Raw genomic sequence first — 20700 nt, forward strand, 5'->3', positions numbered from 1 at the left:
GGGGCGGTCGTTATCTGCCGGCCTCCAGTTCGCTGTCGAGGATGTCGAAGAGTTCCTCGGCGGTGGCGGCCCCCAGAGCGGACTCCTCCGGCCGCTCTTCAGGGCGATGCGTTTCGGTCCATGTGGTGAGCAGACCGCGCAGCCGGGCGGCGACTCCGGCGTACTCCTCGTCGTCCGGGGCGACGGCCGTCAGCTCCGCCTCCAGCCGCCGGATTCCGGCGAACACCGAGGCGGTCCGGTCCGCTTCGCTCTCGATGAGGCGACTGCCCACGTGCTCCGCGACCGCCTCGGGCGTGGGGTGGTCGAAGACCAGCGTGGACGACAGGGTGACCCCGGTGGCGGCGGTCAGCCGGTTGCGCAGTTCGACCGCGGCGAGCGAATCCAGGCCGAGTTCGAGGAAGCCCCGTCCGCTGACCACCGCATCCGGGCGGTCGTAGCCGAGGACCTCGGCGACCTGCCCGCGGACCAGGCCCAGCAGGGTGCGCCGCTGCTCGTCGGCGGAGAGCGCCGCCAGCCGGGTGGCCAGGGACTCCGCGGCCGGAGCCGGTGCCTGGGCGTCGGCGGCGGGCCGGGACGGGGCCCGGACCACCCCGACCAGCAGCGCGGGGACGCCGCCGGTGCGGGCCCGCAGCACGGCCTGGTCGATCCGCAGCGGGACCAGGGTGGTCTCCGCGGTGGCGAGCGCGGCGTCGAAGAGTGCCAGGCCCTCGGCCGGGGCGAGCGGTGGAAAGCCGGACCGGGCGGCCCGGCGCAGACCGGCCTCGCCGAGCCGGCCGGCCATCCCGTCGGCCTCGTCCCACAGCGTCCAGGCCAGCGCGGTCGCCGGGCGGCCACTGGCGCGACGGTGCCGGGCGAGCGCTTCGAGGAACAGGTTGGCGGCCGCGTAGTTCGCCTGTCCCGCTCCGTCGAGCACGGTGGCGGTGGAGGAGAACAGCACGAACCGGCTGAGTTCCAGGTCCGCGGTCAGTTCGTGCAGCAGCCAGGCCGCGTCCGCCTTGGGCCGGAAGACACCGTCGAAGCGTTCCGGGGTCAGCGAGGTGAGGACTCCGTCGTCGAGCACCCCGGCGGCGTGCACCACGGCGCGCAGCGGATGCGCGGCGGGGATCCCGGCGAGCAGCCCGGCCACGGCCGCACGGTCGGCGACATCGCAGGCGGCCACGGTCACCGTGGCGCCGAGCGCGGTCAGTTCGGTGCGCAGGTCCGCCGCGCCCGGTGCGTCCGGTCCCCGGCGGCTGACCAGCAGCAGATGCCGCACCCCGTGCGCGCTGACGAGGTGCCGGGCGACCAGCGCACCGAGCCCGCCGGTGCCGCCGGTGATCAGCACGGTGCCTTCCGGGTCCCAGTCCGCAGCGGTATCCGGTGGGGTGACCCGGGCCAGCCGCGGCAGGCGCAACTGGCCGTCTCTTAGGGCAAGTTCGGGTTCGCCGGTGGCCAGTGCACCGGTCACGGACGGGCCGGAGGCCGTCCAGGAATCCACGTCGAGCAGGGTGATCCGGTCCGGGTGTTCGGCCTGCGCCGAGCGCACCAGGCCCCAGGCCACCGAGGCGGCGAAATCGTCGCCCTCGGTCACCAGGGCGAGCCGGGAGCCGGCGAACCGCTCGTCTTCGAGCCAGGACCGCAGCAGCGCGAGGACGCGGTGCGCGGTACGGCGGGCGGCCTCGGGTGGCGTGCCCTCGGCGGGGGCACAGGGCACCACCAGGAGGTCCGGTACGTCCATGGCGGACAGCTCGGCGTGACACCGCAGGCGGGCTCCGCCGGACCGCAGCGCGCGGCCGAGGGGGCCGTCGCCGTCGCCCAGCAGCGCCCAGTCGCCGTCCGGTGTGCCCGGGGTGGCCACCGTGCTCCAGTCCGGCCGGAACAGTGACTGGGCCACCACGCCCTTCCGGGCCGCCGCGGTCTGTTCGGCGGCGACCGGCCGGGAGACCAGAGAGCGCACCGAGGCGACCGGGGCGCCCGTGGAGTCGGCGAGGTCCAGGGCGACCGCATGGTCCCCCGCGGCGGACAGCCGCACCCGCAGCGCCTTCGCGCCGACGGCCCGCAGGGTCACCCCGGCCCAGGCGAACGGCACCCAGGGCCGCCCGTCCCGTGGCACGAACTCCCCCAGGTCCAGGGCGTGCAGGGCCGCGTCGAGGAGCGCCGGGGAGAGCGCGAAGTCCGTGCTGTCGGCTCCCTCGGGCAGGGCGACCTCGGCGAACACCTCCGTGCCACGGCGCCAGGCGGCGCGCAGGCCCTGGAACTCCGGCCCGTAGTCGTAGCCGCGCTGTGCCATACCGTCGTAGAGCCCGTCGAGAGCGACCGGCTCGGCCTCGGCCGGCGGCCAGACGCTCAGGTCGGGGCCGTCGTGGTCCGGGGTGGTGGCGGTGAGCCGGCCGGTGGCGTGCCGCGTCCAGGGCGCCTCGGCCGGATCGTGCTCGGCACGGGAGGACACCAGGATCTCGCGGTCGCCCTGTGCGTCCGGTGCGGCCACCTCGACCTGGAGCCGTAGCGCACCGGTTTCCGGCAGCACCAGCGGGCTTTCCAGGGTCAGTTCGGCCAGGACGGGGCAGCCCGTGCGGTCGCCGGCGTGCAGTGCGAGGTCGACGAAGGCGGTGCCCGGCAGGAGGACGGCGCCGTTGATGGCGTGGTCGGCCAGCCAGGGGTGGGAGCGCAGGGAGAGGCGGCCGGTGTACGAGCGGGTGTCCGCCTGTGCGGACTCGATCACCGCGCCGAGCAGCGGATGTCCGGCGTCGGCCTGGCCGAGCGCGGCCGGGTCCAGCTCCTGGTCCCCGGCGTCCAGCCAGAAACGCCGCCGCTGGAAGGGATAGGTGGGCAGATCCACCGGGTGGCCGGGACCGCCGTGGAACGCGGCCCAGTTCACCTCGGCGCCGTGCGCCCAGGCAGCGGCCAGGGCACCGGTGACCTCGCGGGTCTCCGCGCGGTCGCGGCGGAGGGTGGGCAGGAACACGGGCCGGTCCTCGCCGGGCACACAGTCCGGTGCCATCGCGGACAGCACGGCGTCCGGGCCCACTTCGAGGAAGGTGCGTACCCCGTTGTCCGCCAGCGCGCGGATGCCGTCGGCGAACCGGACGGCGCCGCGGACATGGTCCACCCAGTAGTCCGGTGCGCACAGTTCCTCGGCGGTGGCGATCCGGCCGGTGAGGTTGGAGACCACCGGAATCTTCGGCGGCTTGTAGGACATCACCCGGGTCACCCAGCGGAAGCTGTCCAGCATCGGCTGCATCCGCGGGGAGTGGAAGGCATGGCTCACCCGCAGCCGCTGGGTCTTGTGGCCGCGCGCGGCGAGGGTGGCGGCGATCTCGGTGACGGCGTCCGCGTCCCCGGAGAGCACCACCGAGGCGGGTCCGTTGACCGCGGCGAGGCCCACCCGGCCCTCGCATCGCCCGAGTTCGGCGGTGACCTCCTCCTCGGTGGCCCGTACGGACACCATCGCGCCGCCGGGCGGGAGTTCCTGCATCAGCCGGCCGCGGGCGGCGACCAGGGCGGCCGCGTCGGGCAGTGACCACACCCCGGCCACGTAGGCGGCGGTGACCTCGCCGAGGGAGTGGCCCAGCAGGAAGTCCGGCCGCAGCCCCCAGGACTCCAGCAGCCGGAACAGCGCGGCCTCCAGGGCGAACAGCGCCGACTGGGCGTAGACCGTCTGGTCCAGCAGGGCGGCCTCGGGGCTGTCCGGCTCCGCCCACACCACTGCGCGCAGCGGGCCGGGCAGATGGACGTCCAGCTCGGCGCAGATCTCGTCCCAGGCGCGGGCGAACACCGGGTGGGCGGCGTACAGTTCGCGGCCCATCCCGAGCCGCTGGGCGCCCTGGCCGGTGAACAGCACGGCGACCGCACCGGGCCCGGCCCGGCCTTGGCGGACGCCCGGTCCCGGCGCACCTGCGGCCAGGGCGTCGAGGTCGCGGGTGAGTTCCTCCCGGTCGGCGGCGACCAGTACCGCGCGGTGTTCCAGCTGTGCCCGGGTGGTGGCCAGTGCGTGGCCGACATCGGTGAGGGCCGGCTCGGGGTGCGCGTCGAGGAAGGATTTCAGCCGGGCGGCCTGCGCCCGCAGGGCGTCGGGGGTGCGCGCGGAGACCGGCAGCGCGAGGAGCGGGGGGTGTGCGGTGGCGGGCGGCGGCGCGGGGGCGGGCGGGGCCTGTTCCAGGATGAGGTGCGCGTTGGTGCCGCTGAAGCCGAACGAGGAGATGCCGGCCCGGCGCGGACGGTCCGTAAGCGGCCAGGGCCGTGCCTCGGTGAGCAGTGCGGCCTTGCCCTGCGTCCAGTCGACATGCGGGGTGGGCTCGGTGACATGCAGGGTGCGCGGCAGCAGTTCCTGCCGCATCGCCATGATCATTTTGATGATGCCGGCGGCACCGGCGGCGGCCTGGGTGTGGCCCAGGTTGGATTTGACCGAGCCCAGCCACAGCGGTTCGGTACGTCCGGTGCCATAGGCCGCGATCAGGGACTGCGCCTCGATCGGGTCACCGAGCCTGGTGCCGGTGCCGTGCGCCTCCACCGCGTCGACCTGGTGCGGGTCCAGTCCGGCGGCGTCCAGGGCCTGGCGGATCACCCGCTGCTGGGCGGGGCCGTTGGGCGCTGTGAGGCCGTTGGAGGCGCCGTCGGAGTTGACCGCCGAGCCACGGACCAGGGCGAGTACGGGATGCCCGGCGCGGCGGGCGTCGGAGAGCCGCTCCACGACCAGGACGCCGACGCCCTCGGACCAGCCGGTGCCGTCCGCGTCGGCCGAGAAGGGCTTGCACCGGCCGTCCGGGGCGAGGCCGCGCTGCCGGGAGAAGGACAGGAAGGTGCCGGGCGCGGCCATGACGGCCACCCCGCCGGCCAGCGCCACCGAGCACTCCCCCTGCCGCAGCGCCTGGCAGGCCAGATGCAGCGCGACCAGGGAACCCGAACAGGCGGTGTCCACCGTCATCGTGGGGCCTTCCAGGCCCAGGGCATAGGCGACCCGGCCGGCGATGACACTGGTGGTGTTGCCGGTGGAGAGATGGCCCTCCAGTCCGCCGGCCCGGGTCAGCCGGGGCCCGTACTCCTGTGGCTCGGCGCCGAGGAAGACCCCGGCGCGGCTGCCGCGCAGCGCGGTCGGGTCGATACCGGCCCGCTCCAGCGCCTCCCACGAGGTTTCCAGCACGAGCCGCTGCTGCGGGTCCATCGTCTGCGCCTCACGCGGGCCGATCCCGAAGAACTCCGCGTCGAACTCCGCGGCGTCGTGCAGGAATCCGCCGCGGCGGACGTACGTCTTGCCCGGGGCGTCCGGGTCCGGGTCGTACAGGGTCTCCGGATCCCAGCCGCGGTCCTCGGGCAGCCCGGTGAGGACCTCGCCTCCCTCGGCGACCAGCCGCCACAGCTGTTCCTGGCTGCCGATGCCGCCGGGGTAGCGGCAGCCGATCCCGACGATGGCGATCGGGTCCGCGTCGTCGGCCCCGCCCGGCTGCCCCGTGGGCTCGGCGGTGGTCTCCGTGCCGTCCCCGCCGTCCCCACCATCCGCACCGAAGAGTCCGGCGCGCAGCTGCCGGGCCAGCCGTACCGGCGTCGGATAGTCGAAGGCCACGGTGACCGGGAGCGGCAGTCCGGTGGCCGCCACCAGCCGGACATGCAGATCGGCCGCGGTGAGCGAGTCGAATCCGAGGTCGGTGAAGGGGCGGTCCGGGGCCAGGGTCCGCGGTGCGTCGTCGGGCCGGACCCGGCGCAGCGCCCCGAGGGCGTGGTGGCACACCAGATCCAGCAGCGCCCGGTCCTGCTCGGGCCGGGACAGCCCGGTCAACTTCTGGATCAGGGAGGGGTTTTCGTCGAGGGCATTCATACGCGGACTCCGACCGAGGGCCTGTGGATCAGGTGAGCGTGTGGTACTCCGCGCAGTCCTGGAGGACGGCGACCGGGGGGTGGAAGGTGTTCATCGGCTTCTTCCGGTCGAACGTGCCGGAGTGCGCGTACGCCACCAGGACGCCGTCCCGCTGCCGGACGAGCAGATCGGGCTTGCCGTCCAGGTCGATATCGGTCACCGCGAGCGCGTCCTCCAGCGGGTTCCAGTCCGCGCCGAGGTTGCCGACGGTGTACCAGGTGCCCTGACCGGCTCCGTCGCCGAGGAAGCCGTCCGGTCCGGGCGGGAATTCGTAGACGCACAGATCGCCGTTGTCGCGCAGGATCAGCAGATCGAGCCGGCCGGTACCGGTCACATCGGCCATGCCGAAGGGGAAGTCGGTGGGCTCGGTGACGGTCAGCCGCTGGGGCGTCTTGTCGAAGGTGTCGTTCTCCACCACGTCGCCGGTGTTGCGGAACCAGTCCACATGGCCGAGTTCGCTCTCCCGGCCGAAGGTGTCGTCCTTGCCGTCCCCGCTGACGTCGGCGACGCCGATGCTCTCCCAGATCCGGTCGTCGTCGCGGCGGCCGGACATCCGGATCGGCTCGCTGAGAGTGTGCAGGCCGTTGAGGCCGCCCTTGTTCTCGTAGAGGTAGACCCCGTGCGGATGGTCGGTGTTGACGGATTCCTCGCTGCCGGCGAGGACGCTGGCCAGGCCGTTGCCGCGGATGTCGATGGTCCGGATGATCAGGTGCTTCTCCCAGCTGAAGTCCGTACCGATCGTCACCGGGTCGAGAAACGTGCGGGTGCCGTCGAACTTTCCGCTGTGCGGGAAGACCAGCAGTTCCCCGCTGGTGTCGTGGCGAACGAGCAGATCCCGCTTCCCGTCGCCGTTGAAGGATTTGCAATGGCCGTTCATGATCATCGCCGGCATGTGTCCACTCTCCTCGGTCAGCCGTTCGTGTGCCTGGTGGCGCGGGTACCCGGGGGTCAGTCGGTACCGGGATCCACCCCGCGGGACCGCAGGAACGCGGCGAGCCCCAGGGGGGTGGGCAGTGCGAAGAACTCGGCGAGGCGGATCTCCGCTCCGAAGGACTCCTGGATCCGCTGCACCAGCAGCGCGGCGAGCAGGGAATGCCCGCCCAGGACGAAGAAGTTCGCGTCGGCGGTGACGTCCTCCCGGCCGAGCAGCTCGCGGAACAGCGAGAGCAGCGCGTCGACCAGCACATCCTCGTGGTGTTCCGCGGCCGCGCCGTGGCCGGCCGCGGCGCGGCGGGCGGTGGCCAGCCGGGTGAGGTGCGGGTGGTCCACCTTCTCGTTGGCGTTGGTGGGGAGTTCATCGGTGAGCACGAAGTCGTGCGGCACCGCGGACGAGGGCAGCTTCGCCCTGGCGTGTTCCCACAGCCGCTCGGCGAGGCCCTCGGTGGGGTGGGCCACCGCGAAGGCCACCAGCACGGCGTCCGCGCTGAGATCGCCGACGGTGACCACGGCGGCGTCCGTCACCTCGGGATGCTCCCGCAACACCGCCTCGATCTCGGCGAGTTCCAGGCGGTTGCCGCGGAGTTTGATCTGTCGGTCCACCCGGCCGAGCACCTCCAGTGTTCCGTTGTCCCGCCAGCGGGCCAGGTCCCCGGTGCGGTAGAAGCGCCCGTACTCGGGATGCTCGCCGAACCGTTCGGCGGTGAGTTCCGGGCGGTCGTGGTAGCCGATCGCGACTCCGGCGCCCGCGAGGCACAGTTCGCCGTGCACACCGAGCGGGAGTTCCCGGCCGCCCGGATCCAGGACGAAGGCGGTGGTGTTCCGCAGCGGGGTGCCGGCGTGCACCGCCCCGTCAGCGGCGTCGAGCCTGCCCGCGGTGGACCAGATGGTGGTCTCGGTGGGGCCGTAGACATTGCGGACCTCACCGGCGGTCGCCAGCAGTCGCACCGCCAGGTCGGCGGGAAGCGCCTCGCCGCCGCACAGCACCCGCCGCCCGGACAGGTGGTCGCCCACCTGGTCGAGCACGGTCCGCCAGGTGGTGGGGGTGGCCTGCACGATGCCCACGTCGTGCCGGACCAGCAGGTCCCGCAGCACGGTGCCGTTCACCCGGGCCTCGTCGGGGGCGACGGCCAGCCGTCCGCCGGAGGCCAGCGGGAGGAACAGCTCCAGTGCGGAGATGTCGAAGGCGAAGGTGGTCATCCACAGCGTGGTATCGCCGGGGCCGGGCGCGAGCTCGTCGAGGAAGTGCCGGACGAGGTTGGCCAGGTTGCCGTGCGAGACCTCGGTGCCCTTGGGGCGGCCGGTGGAACCGGAGGTGTAGATGAGGTACGCGCAGGAGGCGGGGTCGGGGTCCGCCGGGAGATCGGCGGTGGCGCCCTCCGCGGCGCGGAGACCGGCCATGTCCAGGCGCGGGGTGCCGTCGGGCAGGGTGACCGTGTCACCGGCCAGTACGGCACGGGCGCCGGAGTCCGCGAGCTGGTAGGCGATCCGGTCCGCGGGGTGGTCGGGGTCGACCGGGAGGTAGGCGCCGCCCGCCAGCCACACGCCCAGGGCCGCGGCGGCGAGTTCGGGTCCGCGGCGGGCGGCCACCGCGACCACCTCGCCCTCGGTCACCCCGGCGGCGCTCAGCAGCTCCCGGGTGTCCGCGGCCGCCTGCCACAGCTCGGCGTAGGTCACGTTCCGGTCGCCGTGCGCGACGGCGACCGCGTCCGGGGCGGCGGCCGCCCGTTCGGCGACGGTGCGCAGCACGGACGGGGTCGGTGCGTCGGTGGCGGTGCGGTTGGCCGCGGCGATGACCGTACGGTCCCGCTCCGACCACGCGGACAGTTCGCCGACGGGCCGGTCCGGTTCCGCACCGGCCGCGACCAGCAGCGCGTCATAGCGCTGGAGCAGGAGGGCGACATCGGCCCGGCGGTGGGACTCGACCCCGTAGAGCGCCTCGACGGTGATGCGGTCCGGCTCCGACAGGATGTCGAATTCGAGGTTCATCCGGCTGTAACCGTTGCGGACCATCAGGGCCCGCGCCGGGAGCCCGCCGATGGTCGTTTCGTCGGAGAGCCCGCCCGGCAGGTAGTTGAACATATGCCGGAACAGCGTGGTGCTCCACGCGGAGTTGACCCGCGGGATCTCCGGCAGCAGAAGGTCCACATGCACATCGACATGGGAGACCGCCTCCAGGAAGACGTCCCGGGCCTGCCGCACCAGGGCGCGGAAGCTCTGTGCCGGGTCGGTCCGGACGCGCAGCGCCAGGATGTTCACGTAGTAGCCGATGGCACCGGCGGCCTGCTGCCCGCGGATGTCGGCGGGCGAGCCGATCACGATGTCCGGCCCGGCACCGTGCTGGGCGAGCAGCAGATAGTAGGCGGCGAGCAGGATGACGGGTTCGGAGGCGCGCAGTTCCCTGCGCAGCCGGCGGACGATGTCCCGGGCCTCGTCGGAGAGGTCGTGCGCGACGGTGGCCCCCTTCAGGGTGGTCTCCGCACTCCCCTGCCGGTCCATCCACAGATCCAGCGCACCGGCGTCGAAGCAGCTCAGATGGTCGCGCCAGAACTGGAAGCTCTCCGGGCGGGGTTCGTCGGCAGCGACCGCCGCGACCGGCACGACCGCCTCGCCGGAGAGATCCTTCCCGGCGAGGACCGCGCCATACAGCCGGGTGAGTTCACCCATCACGATCTGCGCGGACGCCACATCGAACACCAGGTGGTGCGCCACGACGCAGAGCACATCGCCCTCGGGCGCCTCGACCTGGCAGATCCGCAGCATGGGGCGGCCGTTGAACTTGAACGGGCGGGCAGCGAGCGCGGTGAGATCGTCCGCCAGCCCGTCCGCGGTGGACCGGCTCACCTCGATGTCGATCGGGGCGTCCTGCGGGGGCAGGATCGCCTTGCGCAGCCCGGCGCCCTCGTCATGGAAGACGGTGCGCAGCACCTCGTGCTTGCGCAGGAGCCGGGTGGCGGCCTCGCGCAGGGCCGTGGTCCGCAGCCGGCCGGCCACCTGGAGGGCGGCGGGGATGTTGTTCACCCCGCTGTCCGGGACCAGCTTGTCGAGCAGCCACAGCGCCTCCTCTTTCTGACTGGCCCGGGAGAGCGGCGTGCTCCTTGGCTGCATGCGCGAGTTCCTTTCGACTGCTGGGGTGAGGGCCGTCAGCTCAGCAGGCCGGTGACCGTGGTGGCGACGTCGGGCGTGCGCAGCAGATCGGCGTGCTCGACGGGGAAGCGGATCTCCTTGGCCACCCGGGCGGCCCGGTCGGCTTCGGACAGCGGGTTGAGTCCGCTGGTGGGGGTCGCGGAGGTCATCGCGGTCAGCGACTTCCAGCCGGCCGTCGGGTCGAGGTCGCTGCCCCGTACGAAGAAGTGCAGGAACAAGCCGAAGGTGGCGACGAATTCCTCGCTGCGCTTGGCGTCCAGGCCCACCCGCGCGAAGGCCGCGCCGCCGACCTCCCGGAAGATCTCCAGCAGCCGCTCACCGAACCTCTTGATGTCGCCCTCGTCGGTCAGTGCCTGGCCGGCGGCCTGCTGGGCGTGCGCGATCTCCTCCGGCTTCAGCAGCCCGGACATCCCCTCCATGGTGGTCAGGAAGTGGTGGCAGACCACATCCCGCCGGGGCAGCTCGGGGTCGAATCCGATGAGGACGGGCGGCTCGCCCTGGCTGCGCCCGATGCGCTCGGCCAGCGCCGCCGCGTACACCGCTCCGACGCAGTAGCCCATGACGGCCCGGACCGGCCGGCCGTCCCGGAGCACGTCCTGCGCCCAGCGTTCGACGTAGTCGGCGCCGGTCATTCCGGCGTCCTCCTCCGGGGCGGGCGGCAGTGTCTCCCAGAGCGAGAATTGCGGATGGGCGAGCGCGACGAATTCCGGAAAACCTGCCTGCGGCCTTCCGGTCACCGCGAAATCGACCGCGAGTACCAGATCCTTTCCGTCCGAAGTCAACGTTTTCCACGAGCCGGGAACTGCCATGTGGATTCACTCTCCGAGCTGAGCGTGTCGGTGCACGCAGCGTATGAGCCGTCCCAGGAGCCGGAACACCCCTAAGGAACCCCTTAGTACCCCGAACCGGCCCAGGGGAAGGCCGGTTAGCCGGACGGGCCGGGCCCGTCCGGCGAGGACCTGAACAACACCCGGGCGGTGTCAGGCGAGTTCGGATTCCAGGAACTCGACGACCGCGTGGGGGGTCGGATAATCGTAGACAAGCGCAGCGGGCAGCGACAGTCCGGTGATCCGGTTCAGTGCATTACGGAATTCGACCGCGGACAGCGAATTGAATCCGGCATCGAGGAAATCGAGGTCGGGTTCGACCGCTGCGGCGCTTTCGTGTCCCAGTGCCCGGGCCGCCACACCGCAGGCGATTTCCAGCAGGGTTTCCTGCCGGCCCGCCGCGTCCAGCTCCTTCAGATAGGCCCGCAGCGCCTCCGGGTCCACCTCGTCCCCGGCGTCCGCGGCGGGCTCCTGGGCGGGCCGGCGCACCTCGGGCAGGGCGCGCAGCAGCGAACCGGTCCGGGTGACGGCGAGTTCCGCCCAGTCCGCCTCGGCGACCGTGACGGTCTGCTCGCCGCACTCGACCGCCCGGGCGAACACGCTGTCCGGGGAGGGCGCGCCGTCCCAGCAGAGCACTGTCCCGCTGAGCCCTTCGGCCCGGCGCCGGCGCACCAGTTCCTCGCGGTACGCGCCCGCCGCGGTGACCGCGGCCTGCGACGGATCGCCCCAGGTGCTCGCCGCCGGGGCGAGCAGGACGAACGCGGCGGCGTCGTGGGCGAGTTCGTGCAGATTCTCGGACTCGCGCACCGCCCGCTCCAGCACCTGACCGAATTGGGCGACGCTGGCGGAGCCGACCGGCTGGTCCTCGGCGCTGTCGATGCCGTGCACGACGGTGCTCAGTGGATGCTCCGCGGGGACGCGGCCCAACAGGCGGGCCACCGCCTCGCGGTCCGTCAGTGCCTCGTCGATGACGGTCACCGGGACGCCGAGGGACTCCCCCGCGAGTGCCGGGGGCACCAGCAGATGCGCGGCGCCGTTGCGGGCCAGCCAGCGGGCGACCGGCGCGCCGGCGGCGCCCAGTTCACCGGCGAGCAGCACGGTGCCGGTGGGTCGCCAGGGGCGGTGGGCGGCGCCCCGGCCCGCGTGGCCGAGCCGGCGGGCGAAGACCCCGGAGGGGCGCAGGGCCAGCTCGTCCTCGCCGTCGGCGTCGGCCAGCAGCTGGGCCAGCCAGGCGCCTTGACGCGAGTCCAGGGTGTCCGGGAGATCGATCAGGCCGCCCCGGTGTCCGGTCCGGGCCGCGGCGATCGCCCGGCCGAGGCCCCACACCAGCGCCGCTGCCGTTCCGGCCGTACGGCCCGTACGGGTCAGCGAGACCGCGCCCCGGGTCAGACACCACAGCGGTGCTCCCGGCGCCGCGTCGTCGAGCGCCTGGGTCAGGGCCACGGTCCCGGCCACGCCGGACGGCACCGAGGGGTGCTCCGGATGCGGCTGCTCGTCCAGCGCCCACAGGGAGACCACTCCGGCGATTCCCGCCGGGAGTCCGGCGAGCAGCCCGGTCAGCCGTTCCCGGTCGGCGTCCGCGCCGGTCACGGTGAGCTGCCGTACCTCGGCGCCGTGCGCCCGCAGCGCCTCGGCGACCGACCGTGCGCAGTCCCCCTCCAGGTGCCGCTCCGGGACGAGCAGCGCCCAGGCGCCGGACAGTTCGGCCGTGGACAGTTCGCTGACCGCGTGCCAGTCGGCCCGGTAGCGCGTGCCGTCCGCCGCGGACTCGCCGCGGCGGAGGGCGGACAGGGCCGGCAGCAGCGCGCTGAGCGGCTGGTTCTCGTCGAGGTCCAGGGTACGCAGCAGGGCGCCGAGGTCCTCCTGTTCCACCAGCTCCCAGAAGCGGGCCTCGACCGGGTCCGATGCGTCCGGGCGGCCGTCACCGGCCGGGCCGTCGGCCTCGGGCCAGAACCGCTGCCGCTGGAAGGCATAGGTGGGCAGGGCGACCCGGTGGCCACCGCCGTACAGCGGGAGCCAGTCCACGGCCGCGCCGCGGACATGGGCACCGGCCAGGGCCTGGAGCAGCGCCTCGTCCTCCGCCCGGTCCTTGCGCAGCGCGGGCAGGAACTCCCCGCCGGGCAGGCTCTCCTGGCCCATGGCGCTGAGCACACCGCCGGGGCCGAGTTCGAGGAAGGTGTCCAGCCCCTCGGCGTGCAGCGCCTGCATGCCGTCGTGGAAGCGCACGGCTTCCCGGATGTGCCGGACCCAGTAGCCGGGGTCGCACAGCTGGTCCGGTTCGGCGAGCCGGCCGGTCAGGTTGGACACCACGGGGAGACGTGGTGCGGCGTAGGTCAGGCTTTCGGCGATGGTGCGGAACTCGTCCAGGACGGGATCCATCAGCGGCGAGTGGAACGCATGGCTGACCCGGAGCTGTTTGGTGCGGTATCCCTTGTCGGCCAGGGCCGCGGCGAGTGCGGTCACCGGGGCCTCGGCGCCGGAGAGCACCACGGCCTCCGGCCCGTTCACCGCGGCGATGCTCACCTGGCCGGAGAGCAGCGGCAGCACCACGTCCTCAGGGGCCCGTACGGCGACCATCACGCCGCCGGTGGGCAGGCTCTGCATGAGCCGGCCGCGGGCCGCGACCAGCTTCGCCGCGTCCGCGAGCGACCAGACGCCCGCGAGATGGGCCGCGGTGACCTCACCGATGGAGTGGCCCAGCAGGGCGTCCGGAACCACGCCGAGGGACTCCACCAGCCGGAACAGCGCCACCTCGACGGCGAACAGCGCGGCCTGGGCGTACTGGGTCTCATCCAGCAGGGCCGCCTCGGGGGTGTCCGGTGCGGCCCACACCACCTCGCGCAACGGCCGGGGCAGCAGGGCGTCGAAGGCCGCGCACACCTCGTCCCAGGCCCGGGCGAACACCGGGTGGGCCGCGTGGAGTTCCCGGCCCATCCCGAGCCGCTGGGCACCCTGACCGGTGAAGAGCACCCCGATCCGGCCCTCCCCGGCGACCCCGGAGACCACACCCGCCGGGTGCGTCCCCGCGGCCAGCGCCCGGGCGCCGGTGAGCAGTGCCTCCCGGTCCCCGACCAACACGGCGCGGTGCCGTAGCGCGGACCGGGTCGACACCAGGGAGAAGCCCACGTCCACCGGGTCAGGGTCGCTCTCGGCGAGGGCGGCCAGCCGTCCGGCCTGGGCCCGCAGGGCCTGGGCCGAGTGTGCGGAGAGCACCCACGGCAGCACCGCGGGGGTCGGCCCGGTACCGGCGGCGGCCGGGGTACGGGCCGCCGAGGGCTGTTCCAGGATCAGATGCGCGTTGGTGCCGCTGATCCCGAACGAGGAGACCGCGGCCCGCCTGGGCTGTCCGGTCTCCGGCCACTCGCGGGCCTCGGTGAGCAGCTCGACCGCGCCGGACTCCCAGTCCACGTGGGTGGAGGGCCGGTCCACGTGCAGGGTCCGGGGCAGTACGCCGTGCTGCATGGCGAGGACCATCTTCATCACCCCGGCCACACCGGCCGCGGCCTGGGTGTGCCCGATGTTGGACTTGATCGAGCCGAGCCACATCGGGTGGTCCTCGGGCCGGTCCTGCCCGTAGGTCGCCAGCAGGGCCTGTGCCTCGATGGGGTCACCGAGGGTGGTGCCGGTGCCGTGTGCCTCCACCGCGTCGATCTGGTCGGCGCTTAGCCGGGCGTTGGCCAGGGCCTGGCGGATCAACCGCTGCTGGGACGGGCCGTTCGGTGCGGTCATCCCGTTGGAGGCGCCGTCCTGGTTCACCGCGGAGCCCCGCACCACGGCGAGGACCGGGTGCCCGTTGCGCACCGCGTCGGACAGCCGCTCGACGAGCAGGACACCCGCGCCCTCGGCCCAGCCGGCGCCGTCGGCCGCGTCCGCGAAGGACTTGCACCGGCCGTCCGGGGCGAGCCCGCGCTGCCGGGAGAAGTCGATGAAGGTGCCCGGCGTCGCCATCACCGACACCCCGCCGGCCAGCGCGAGGGAGCACTCCCCCTGCCGCAGGGCCTGTACCGCGAGATGCAGGGCGACCAGCGAGGACGAACAGGCCGTGTCCACGGTGACCGCGGGGCCCTCCAGGCCGAAGGTGTAGGAGATCCGGCCGGAGACGGCGCCACCGGCGACGCCGACGCCCACATAGCCGTCGAGCTGTTCGGACGCGGCGGTCAGCATGCCGTAGTCGTTGTACATCACCCCGGCGAAGACACCGGTGCCGCTGCCCTTCAGCGCCGCCGGGTCGATCCCGGCGCGCTCGAAGGTCTCCCAGGCGGTCTCCAGCAGCAGCCGCTGCTGCGGGTCCATCGCCAGGGCCTCCTTCGGGCTGATCCCGAAGAAGCCGGCGTCGAACCGCGCCGCGTCGTAGAGGAATCCGCCCTCGGTGCAGTAGCTGGTGCCCGGGTGGTCCGGGTCCGGGTCGAAGAGGCGTTCCATGTCCCAGCCCCGGTCCGCGGGGAAGGCGGACACCGCGTCCGTGCCGCTGGTCAGCAGCTGCCACAGCTTCTCCGGTGAGTCGACGCCACCGGGGTAGCGACAGCTCATGCCGATGATGGCGATCGGCTCGTCGGCGCGGACGGCGGCGGGTGCACCGGCCGGGGTGCCGGCGGCCGCGCCCAGCAGTTCGTCCCGGACGAACCCGGCGAGCTCCAGCGGGGTCGGATAGTCGAACACCAGGGTCGCGGGCAGCCGGAGGCCGACCGCCGCGCCGAGCCGGTTGCGCAGCTCGACCGCGGTCAGTGAGTCGAAGCCGATCTCCTTGAACGGCCGGGCGGATTCCACGGATTGCGGACCGGCGTAGCCGAGCACGGCCGCGACCTGGGCGCGGACCAGATCGAGCAGGGTGCGGTCCCGTTCCGCCGCGGACATCCCGGCCAGGCGCTCGCGCAGTTCGGAGGTGGCGGCGGCGCCGCTGTCCACCTGCCGTCGGCCGGGCATCCGGACCAGGCCGCGCAGCAGTTCGGGCACCATCCCGGAACCGGCCTGCTGCCGCAGTGCGGCGAGGTCGAGGCGGGCGGGGACCAGCAGTGCGTCCCCCGCGGCGCGTGCCACGTCGAACAGTGCGACGCCCTGTGCCGTGGACAGTCCGGTCATGCCGGAGCGGGACATCCGGGCGAGCGCGGCCTCGTCCAGTGCCTCGGTCAGACCGCTCGCCTCCGTCCAGCGGCCCCAGGCCAGGGAGAGCGCGGGCAGCCCGGCGGCCCGCCGGTGTGCGGCGAGGGCGTCGACGAAGGCGTTGGCGGCCGCGTAGTTGGCCTGCCCGGAGCCGCCGAGGACACCGGCGGCGGAGGAGAACACCACGAAGGCCGCCAGGTCGAGGTCCCGGGTCAGCTCGTGCAGATGCCAGGCGGCGTCCACCTTGGGCCGCATCACCGCGTCCAGGCGCTCCTGGTTCAGCGACTCCAGCACCCCGTCGTCCAGGGTGCCGGCGGCGCTGATCACGCCGGTCAGCGGACGGTCGGCGGGGATGTCGGCGAGCAGTGCGCGCAGCGCCGTACGGTCGGCCGCGTCGCAGGCGGCGATCTCGACTTCGGCGCCGAGTTCCCGCAGTTCGGCCGTCAGCACGGCCGCGCCCTTGGCCGTGCTGCCGCTGCGGCTGGTCAGCAGGAGGTGCCGGACGCCGTGCTCGGCCACCAGATGACGGGCGAACAGCGCGCCCAGGGTTCCGGTGCCGCCGGTGATCAGTACGGTGCCGCCGGGGGTGAACTCGGGTGCGGGGGCGGCGGATACGGCCATCCTGGCCAGCCGCGGCAGCCGGATCTCACCGGCCCGCAGGGCGAGCTGGTCCGCGCCGAGGGCCAGCGCGGCGGGCAGCGCACGGGCGGAGGTCTCCAGCCCGTCGGAGTCCAGGAGGACGAACCGGCCGGGGTGTTCGGACTGAGCGGTGCGCAGCAGGCCCCAGACCGGGGCGTGCACCAGATCCGTCAGGTCCGCCCCTGGCTCGGTGGCCACCGCGCCCTGGGTGGCGATCACCAGCCGGGCGTCGGCGAACCGCTCCTCGGCCAGCCAGTCCTGGGCGAGCGTGAGCAGCCGGCCGGTCGCCTCCCGCACCGCCGCGGTGACCTCGGGGGCCTCCGGCGGGGCGCAGGAGACGAGCACGGCGTCGGGGACCGGCGCACCGGCGTCCATGGCGCGGAGCAGCGCGGCCAGTTCCGGGTACTCGTCGACCCGGGAGCCGGCCGCTTCGAGTGCCGCGCGGTGGCCCGGCCCGGCCGCGCCGAGCAGGGCGACCGTACCGGCGGGGGTTTCCGCCGGGACCGGCGCCGGAGTCCAGTCGACCCGGAAGAGCGCGTCGTGGAAGGTGGGGCGGGTTGCGTCGAGCGTGTCGGAGGTCAGCTGACGCAGCGTCAGGGAGGCCACCGAGGCGACCGGGGCTCCGGTGGCGTCCGCGACGGTCACCGCGAGCGCGTTCGGGCCCGTCGGGGACAGCCGTACCCGCACGGTGCCGGCGCCCGCGGCGTGCAGGCGCACCCCGGACCAGGCGAACGGCAGCCACGGCCGGTCCCCGCTTCCGTCCTCGACGAACCCGCCGAGGGCGAGCGGGTGCAGGGCCGCGTCCAGCAGCGCGGGATGCAGTCCGAACGCGGCGCCCTCGTCCTCGGCCGCCTCGGGCAGCGCGACCTCGGCGAACAGCTCGCCGCCGCGTCGCCACACCGCGCGCAGGCCCCGGAACACCGGGCCGTAGGACAGACCGGTGCCCTCGAACCGTTCGTAGAGCCCGTCGCACTCGACGGGTTCGGCTCCCTCGGGCGGCCAGGACTCCGCGCGCGCGACTGCGGCGCCCGCGCCGGTGGCGAGGGTGCCGGTGGCGTGGGTGGTCCAGGGCTCCTCGTCGGGTGCGTCCTCCGGCCGGGAGCGCACGTTCAGCTCACGGCGGCCGGAGCCGTCGGGCCCGCCGACGGCGAGCTGGAGCCGGATGCCGCCCCGGTCGGGCAGTACCAGCGGGGCCGCGAGGGTGAGTTCCTCCAGGACCTCGCAGCCGACCTCGTCACCGGCGCGCACGGCCAGTTCCACGAACGCGGTGCCGGGCAGGACCGCCCGCCCGGCGACCACATGGTCGGCCAGCCAGGCGTGGGTGGACAGCGACAGCCGCCCGGTGAACAGCACTCCTTCGTCGTCGGCGAGGGTCACCACGGCGCCGAGCAGCGGGTGGCGGGCGGCGCTCAGCCCGAAGCCGGCGGCGTCCCCGGCCGCGGTCATCGTGCCCTTCGGCCAGTACCGCTGCCGCTCGAAGGCGTAGGTCGGCAAGGCGGCCGTCCCGTGCGCGGCCCCGGCGAACACGGCGGCCCAGTCCGGGCTCTGCCCGTGGACATACACCTGCCCGAGCGAGGTGAGGAACCGGGCCACCCCGCCCTCGTCGCGCCGCAGCGAACCGGTGACCAGCGCGGACCGGCCGGTGGCCTCGATGGTGTCCTGCACGCCGAGCGCGAGGACGGGGTGCGCGCTGACCTCGATCAGGGTGCCGTAGCCCGCGTCGAGCAGACCGCGGACGGCCGGCTCGAACAGTACGGTCTGCCGCAGACTGCGGTACCAGTACTCCGCGTCCATGGTCGTGGTGTCCAGCCAGTCCCCGGTGAGCGTGGAGTACACCGGGATGTCGGCGGCCCGCGGGCGGACCGGGGCGAGCACCTCCAGCAGCCGTTCCCGGATCTGCGCCACCTGTGCCGAGTGCGAGGCGTAGTCCACATCGATCCGGCGGGCGCGCACCCCGTCGGCCGCGCAGCCGTCCAGCAGCTCTTGCAGGGCCTGCGGTTCACCGGAGACGACCACCGAGCCCGGCCCGTTGACCGCGGCGACGGACAGCCGCTCGCCCCAGGCCCGCAGCCGCTCCTCGACCTGCTCCAGCGGCAGCGGGACGGACACCATGCCGCCGTGTCCGGCCAGTTCGATCAGGGTCTTGCTGCGCAGAGCCACCACCCGGGCCGCGTCCTCCAGGGACAGGGCCCCGGCCACACAGGCGGCGGCGATCTCGCCCTGACTGTGCCCGACCACGGCGGAGGGGGTGACGCCGCAGGACTGCCACAGCGCGGCCAGCGAGACCATCACCGCCCACAGCGCGGGCTGCACCACATCCACCCGGTCGAAGCCCGGTGCGCCCTCCGCGCCCCGCAGGACGTCGGTCAGCGACCAGTCGGTGAACGCCGACAGCGCGGTCTCGCACTCCCGTATCCGGGCGGCGAACACCGGGGCGGAGTCCAGAAGTTCCACGGCCATACCGGCCCACTGCGCGCCCTGGCCGGGGAAGAGGAAGGCGGCCTTGCCCCGGCTGCCGGTGACGCCCTCCACCAGGTTTCCGGCGGGTTCACCGTGTTCCAGCGCGGTCAGCCCGCCGAGCAGCTCCGCGCGGTCCGCGCCGACCACGACCGCCCGGTGCTCCAGGGCGGCCCGGGTGGTGGCCAGGGAGTATCCGACGGTGGCCGGGTCCAGCTCCGGCCGGTCCGCCACGAAGGCCCGGAGCTGTGCGGCCTGGGCCCGCAGTGCCCCGGCCGTCGCACCGGACAGGATCCAGGGCACGGTGCCGGTCGCGGCGAGGCCCGGGGCCTGGGCCGGGGGCTCCCCGGCGGCCTCGGCGTCGGCGTCGGGTGCCTCCTCCAGGATGAGGTGCACATTGGTGCCGCTGATGCCGAACGAGGACACCCCGGCGCGCCGCGGATGGTCGGCGCTCTCCCACGGCTTGGCCTCGGTGAGCAGTTCCACCGCGCCGGACTCCCAGTCCACATGCGGGGTGGGCGCGTCCACGTGCAGGGTCTTCGGCAGTACCCGGTGGCGCAGCGCCATGACCATCTTGATCACACCGGCGATACCGGCGGCCTGCTGGGCGTGCCCGATGTTGGACTTGACCGAGCCGAGCCACAGCGGCCGTTCGGTGGACCGTGCCTTGCCGTACGTGGCGAGCAGCGCCTGCGCCTCGATGGGGTCACCGAGGGTGGTGCCGGTGCCGTGCGCCTCGACCGCGTCGACCTGGGCCGCGGTGATGCCCGCGTTCTCCAGGGCCCGGCGGATGACCCGTATCTGGGACGGCCCGTTGGGCGCGGTCAGGCCATTCGAGGCGCCGTCCTGGTTCACCGCGGAACCCCGCAGCACCGCGAGCACCGGATGGCCGTTGCGGAGCGCGTCGGAGAGCCGCTCGACGAGCACCACCCCGACACCCTCCGCCCAGCCGGTGCCGTCGGCCCCGGCAGCGAAGGCCTTGCAGCGCCCGTCCGGGGACAGTCCGCGCTGCCGGGAGAAGCTGGTGAACACCCCGGGGGTGCCCATCACCGTGACCCCGCCGGCCAGCGCCAGGGAGCACTCCCCGTGCCGCAGCGCCTGGGCGGCCATGTGCAGGGCGACCAGCGACGACGAGCATGCGGTGTCCACGGTCACCGCGGGGCCCTCGAAGCCGAAGGAGTATGAGACCCGGCCGGACAGCACGCTGCTGGCCACGCCGGTCATCGTGTAGCCCTCGGACGCGTCCGGGAGCTGCTGGATCACCGGCACGTACTCGGCGCCGCTGGCACCGAAGAAGACCCCGGTGTCGCTGCCCCGCGCACTGGACGGGTCGATCCGCGCGTCTTCGAAGGCCGCCCAGGCGGCTTCCAGGACCACCCGCTGCTGGGGGTCCATCGCGAGCGCCTCGCGCGGGCTGATGCCGAAGAACGCGGCATCGAAGTCGATCGCGTCGTAGACGAATCCGCCCTGCTTGACATAGCTCTTGCCGGATTTCTCCGGGTCGGCGTCGTACAGCTCGTCGGTGTCCCAGCCGCGGTCGGCGGGGAAGTCGGAGATCGGGTCGCCACCGGCGGCGACCAGGTCCCAGAGCTGCTCCGGGGTAGCGGCCCCCGGGTAGCGGCAGTTCATGCCGATGATCGCGAGCGGCTGCCGGCCCTTCTCCTCGGCCTCGCGCAGGCGCTGCCGGGTGTCGTGCAGATCAGCCGCGACCCGCTTGAGATAGTCGACCAGCTTCTCTTCATCCGCCATCAGGCGCGCCTTCCT

Annotated in this window: 5 protein-coding genes; all 5 read right to left on the minus strand. The window is 73.8% G+C overall.

Annotation, left to right across the window (positions count from 1 at the left end; translation table 11 throughout):
- Positions 1–10 precede the first annotated feature (10 nt).
- A complete protein-coding gene (locus QT196_RS05255) occupies positions 11–5791 on the minus strand; it encodes a type I polyketide synthase (RefSeq protein ID WP_290354442.1) in 5781 nt (1926 codons plus the stop codon).
- A 28-nt stretch (positions 5792–5819) separates the two neighbouring features.
- Positions 5820–6722, minus strand: coding sequence for a VCBS repeat-containing protein (locus tag QT196_RS05260; RefSeq protein WP_266734621.1), 903 nt, complete (start codon positions 6720–6722; stop codon positions 5820–5822).
- A gap of 56 nt (positions 6723–6778) precedes the next feature.
- Positions 6779–9874, minus strand: coding sequence for an amino acid adenylation domain-containing protein (locus QT196_RS05265; protein ID WP_290354443.1), 3096 nt, complete (start codon positions 9872–9874; stop codon positions 6779–6781).
- A gap of 35 nt (positions 9875–9909) precedes the next feature.
- On the minus strand, positions 9910–10695 hold the full coding sequence (locus QT196_RS05270; RefSeq protein ID WP_290354445.1) for a hypothetical protein: 786 nt from the start codon (positions 10693–10695) through the stop codon (positions 9910–9912).
- A 198-nt stretch (positions 10696–10893) separates the two neighbouring features.
- Complete coding sequence (locus QT196_RS05275) at positions 10894–20685, minus strand: type I polyketide synthase (RefSeq protein ID WP_290354446.1); 9792 nt, start codon at positions 20683–20685, stop codon at positions 10894–10896.
- Between the last annotated feature and the right edge of the window lie 15 nt (positions 20686–20700).

Origin of the sequence: Streptomyces sp. P9-2B-2 (assembly GCF_030406865.1) — a bacterium.
Taxonomy (GTDB): Bacteria; Actinomycetota; Actinomycetes; order Streptomycetales; family Streptomycetaceae; genus Streptomyces; species Streptomyces platensis.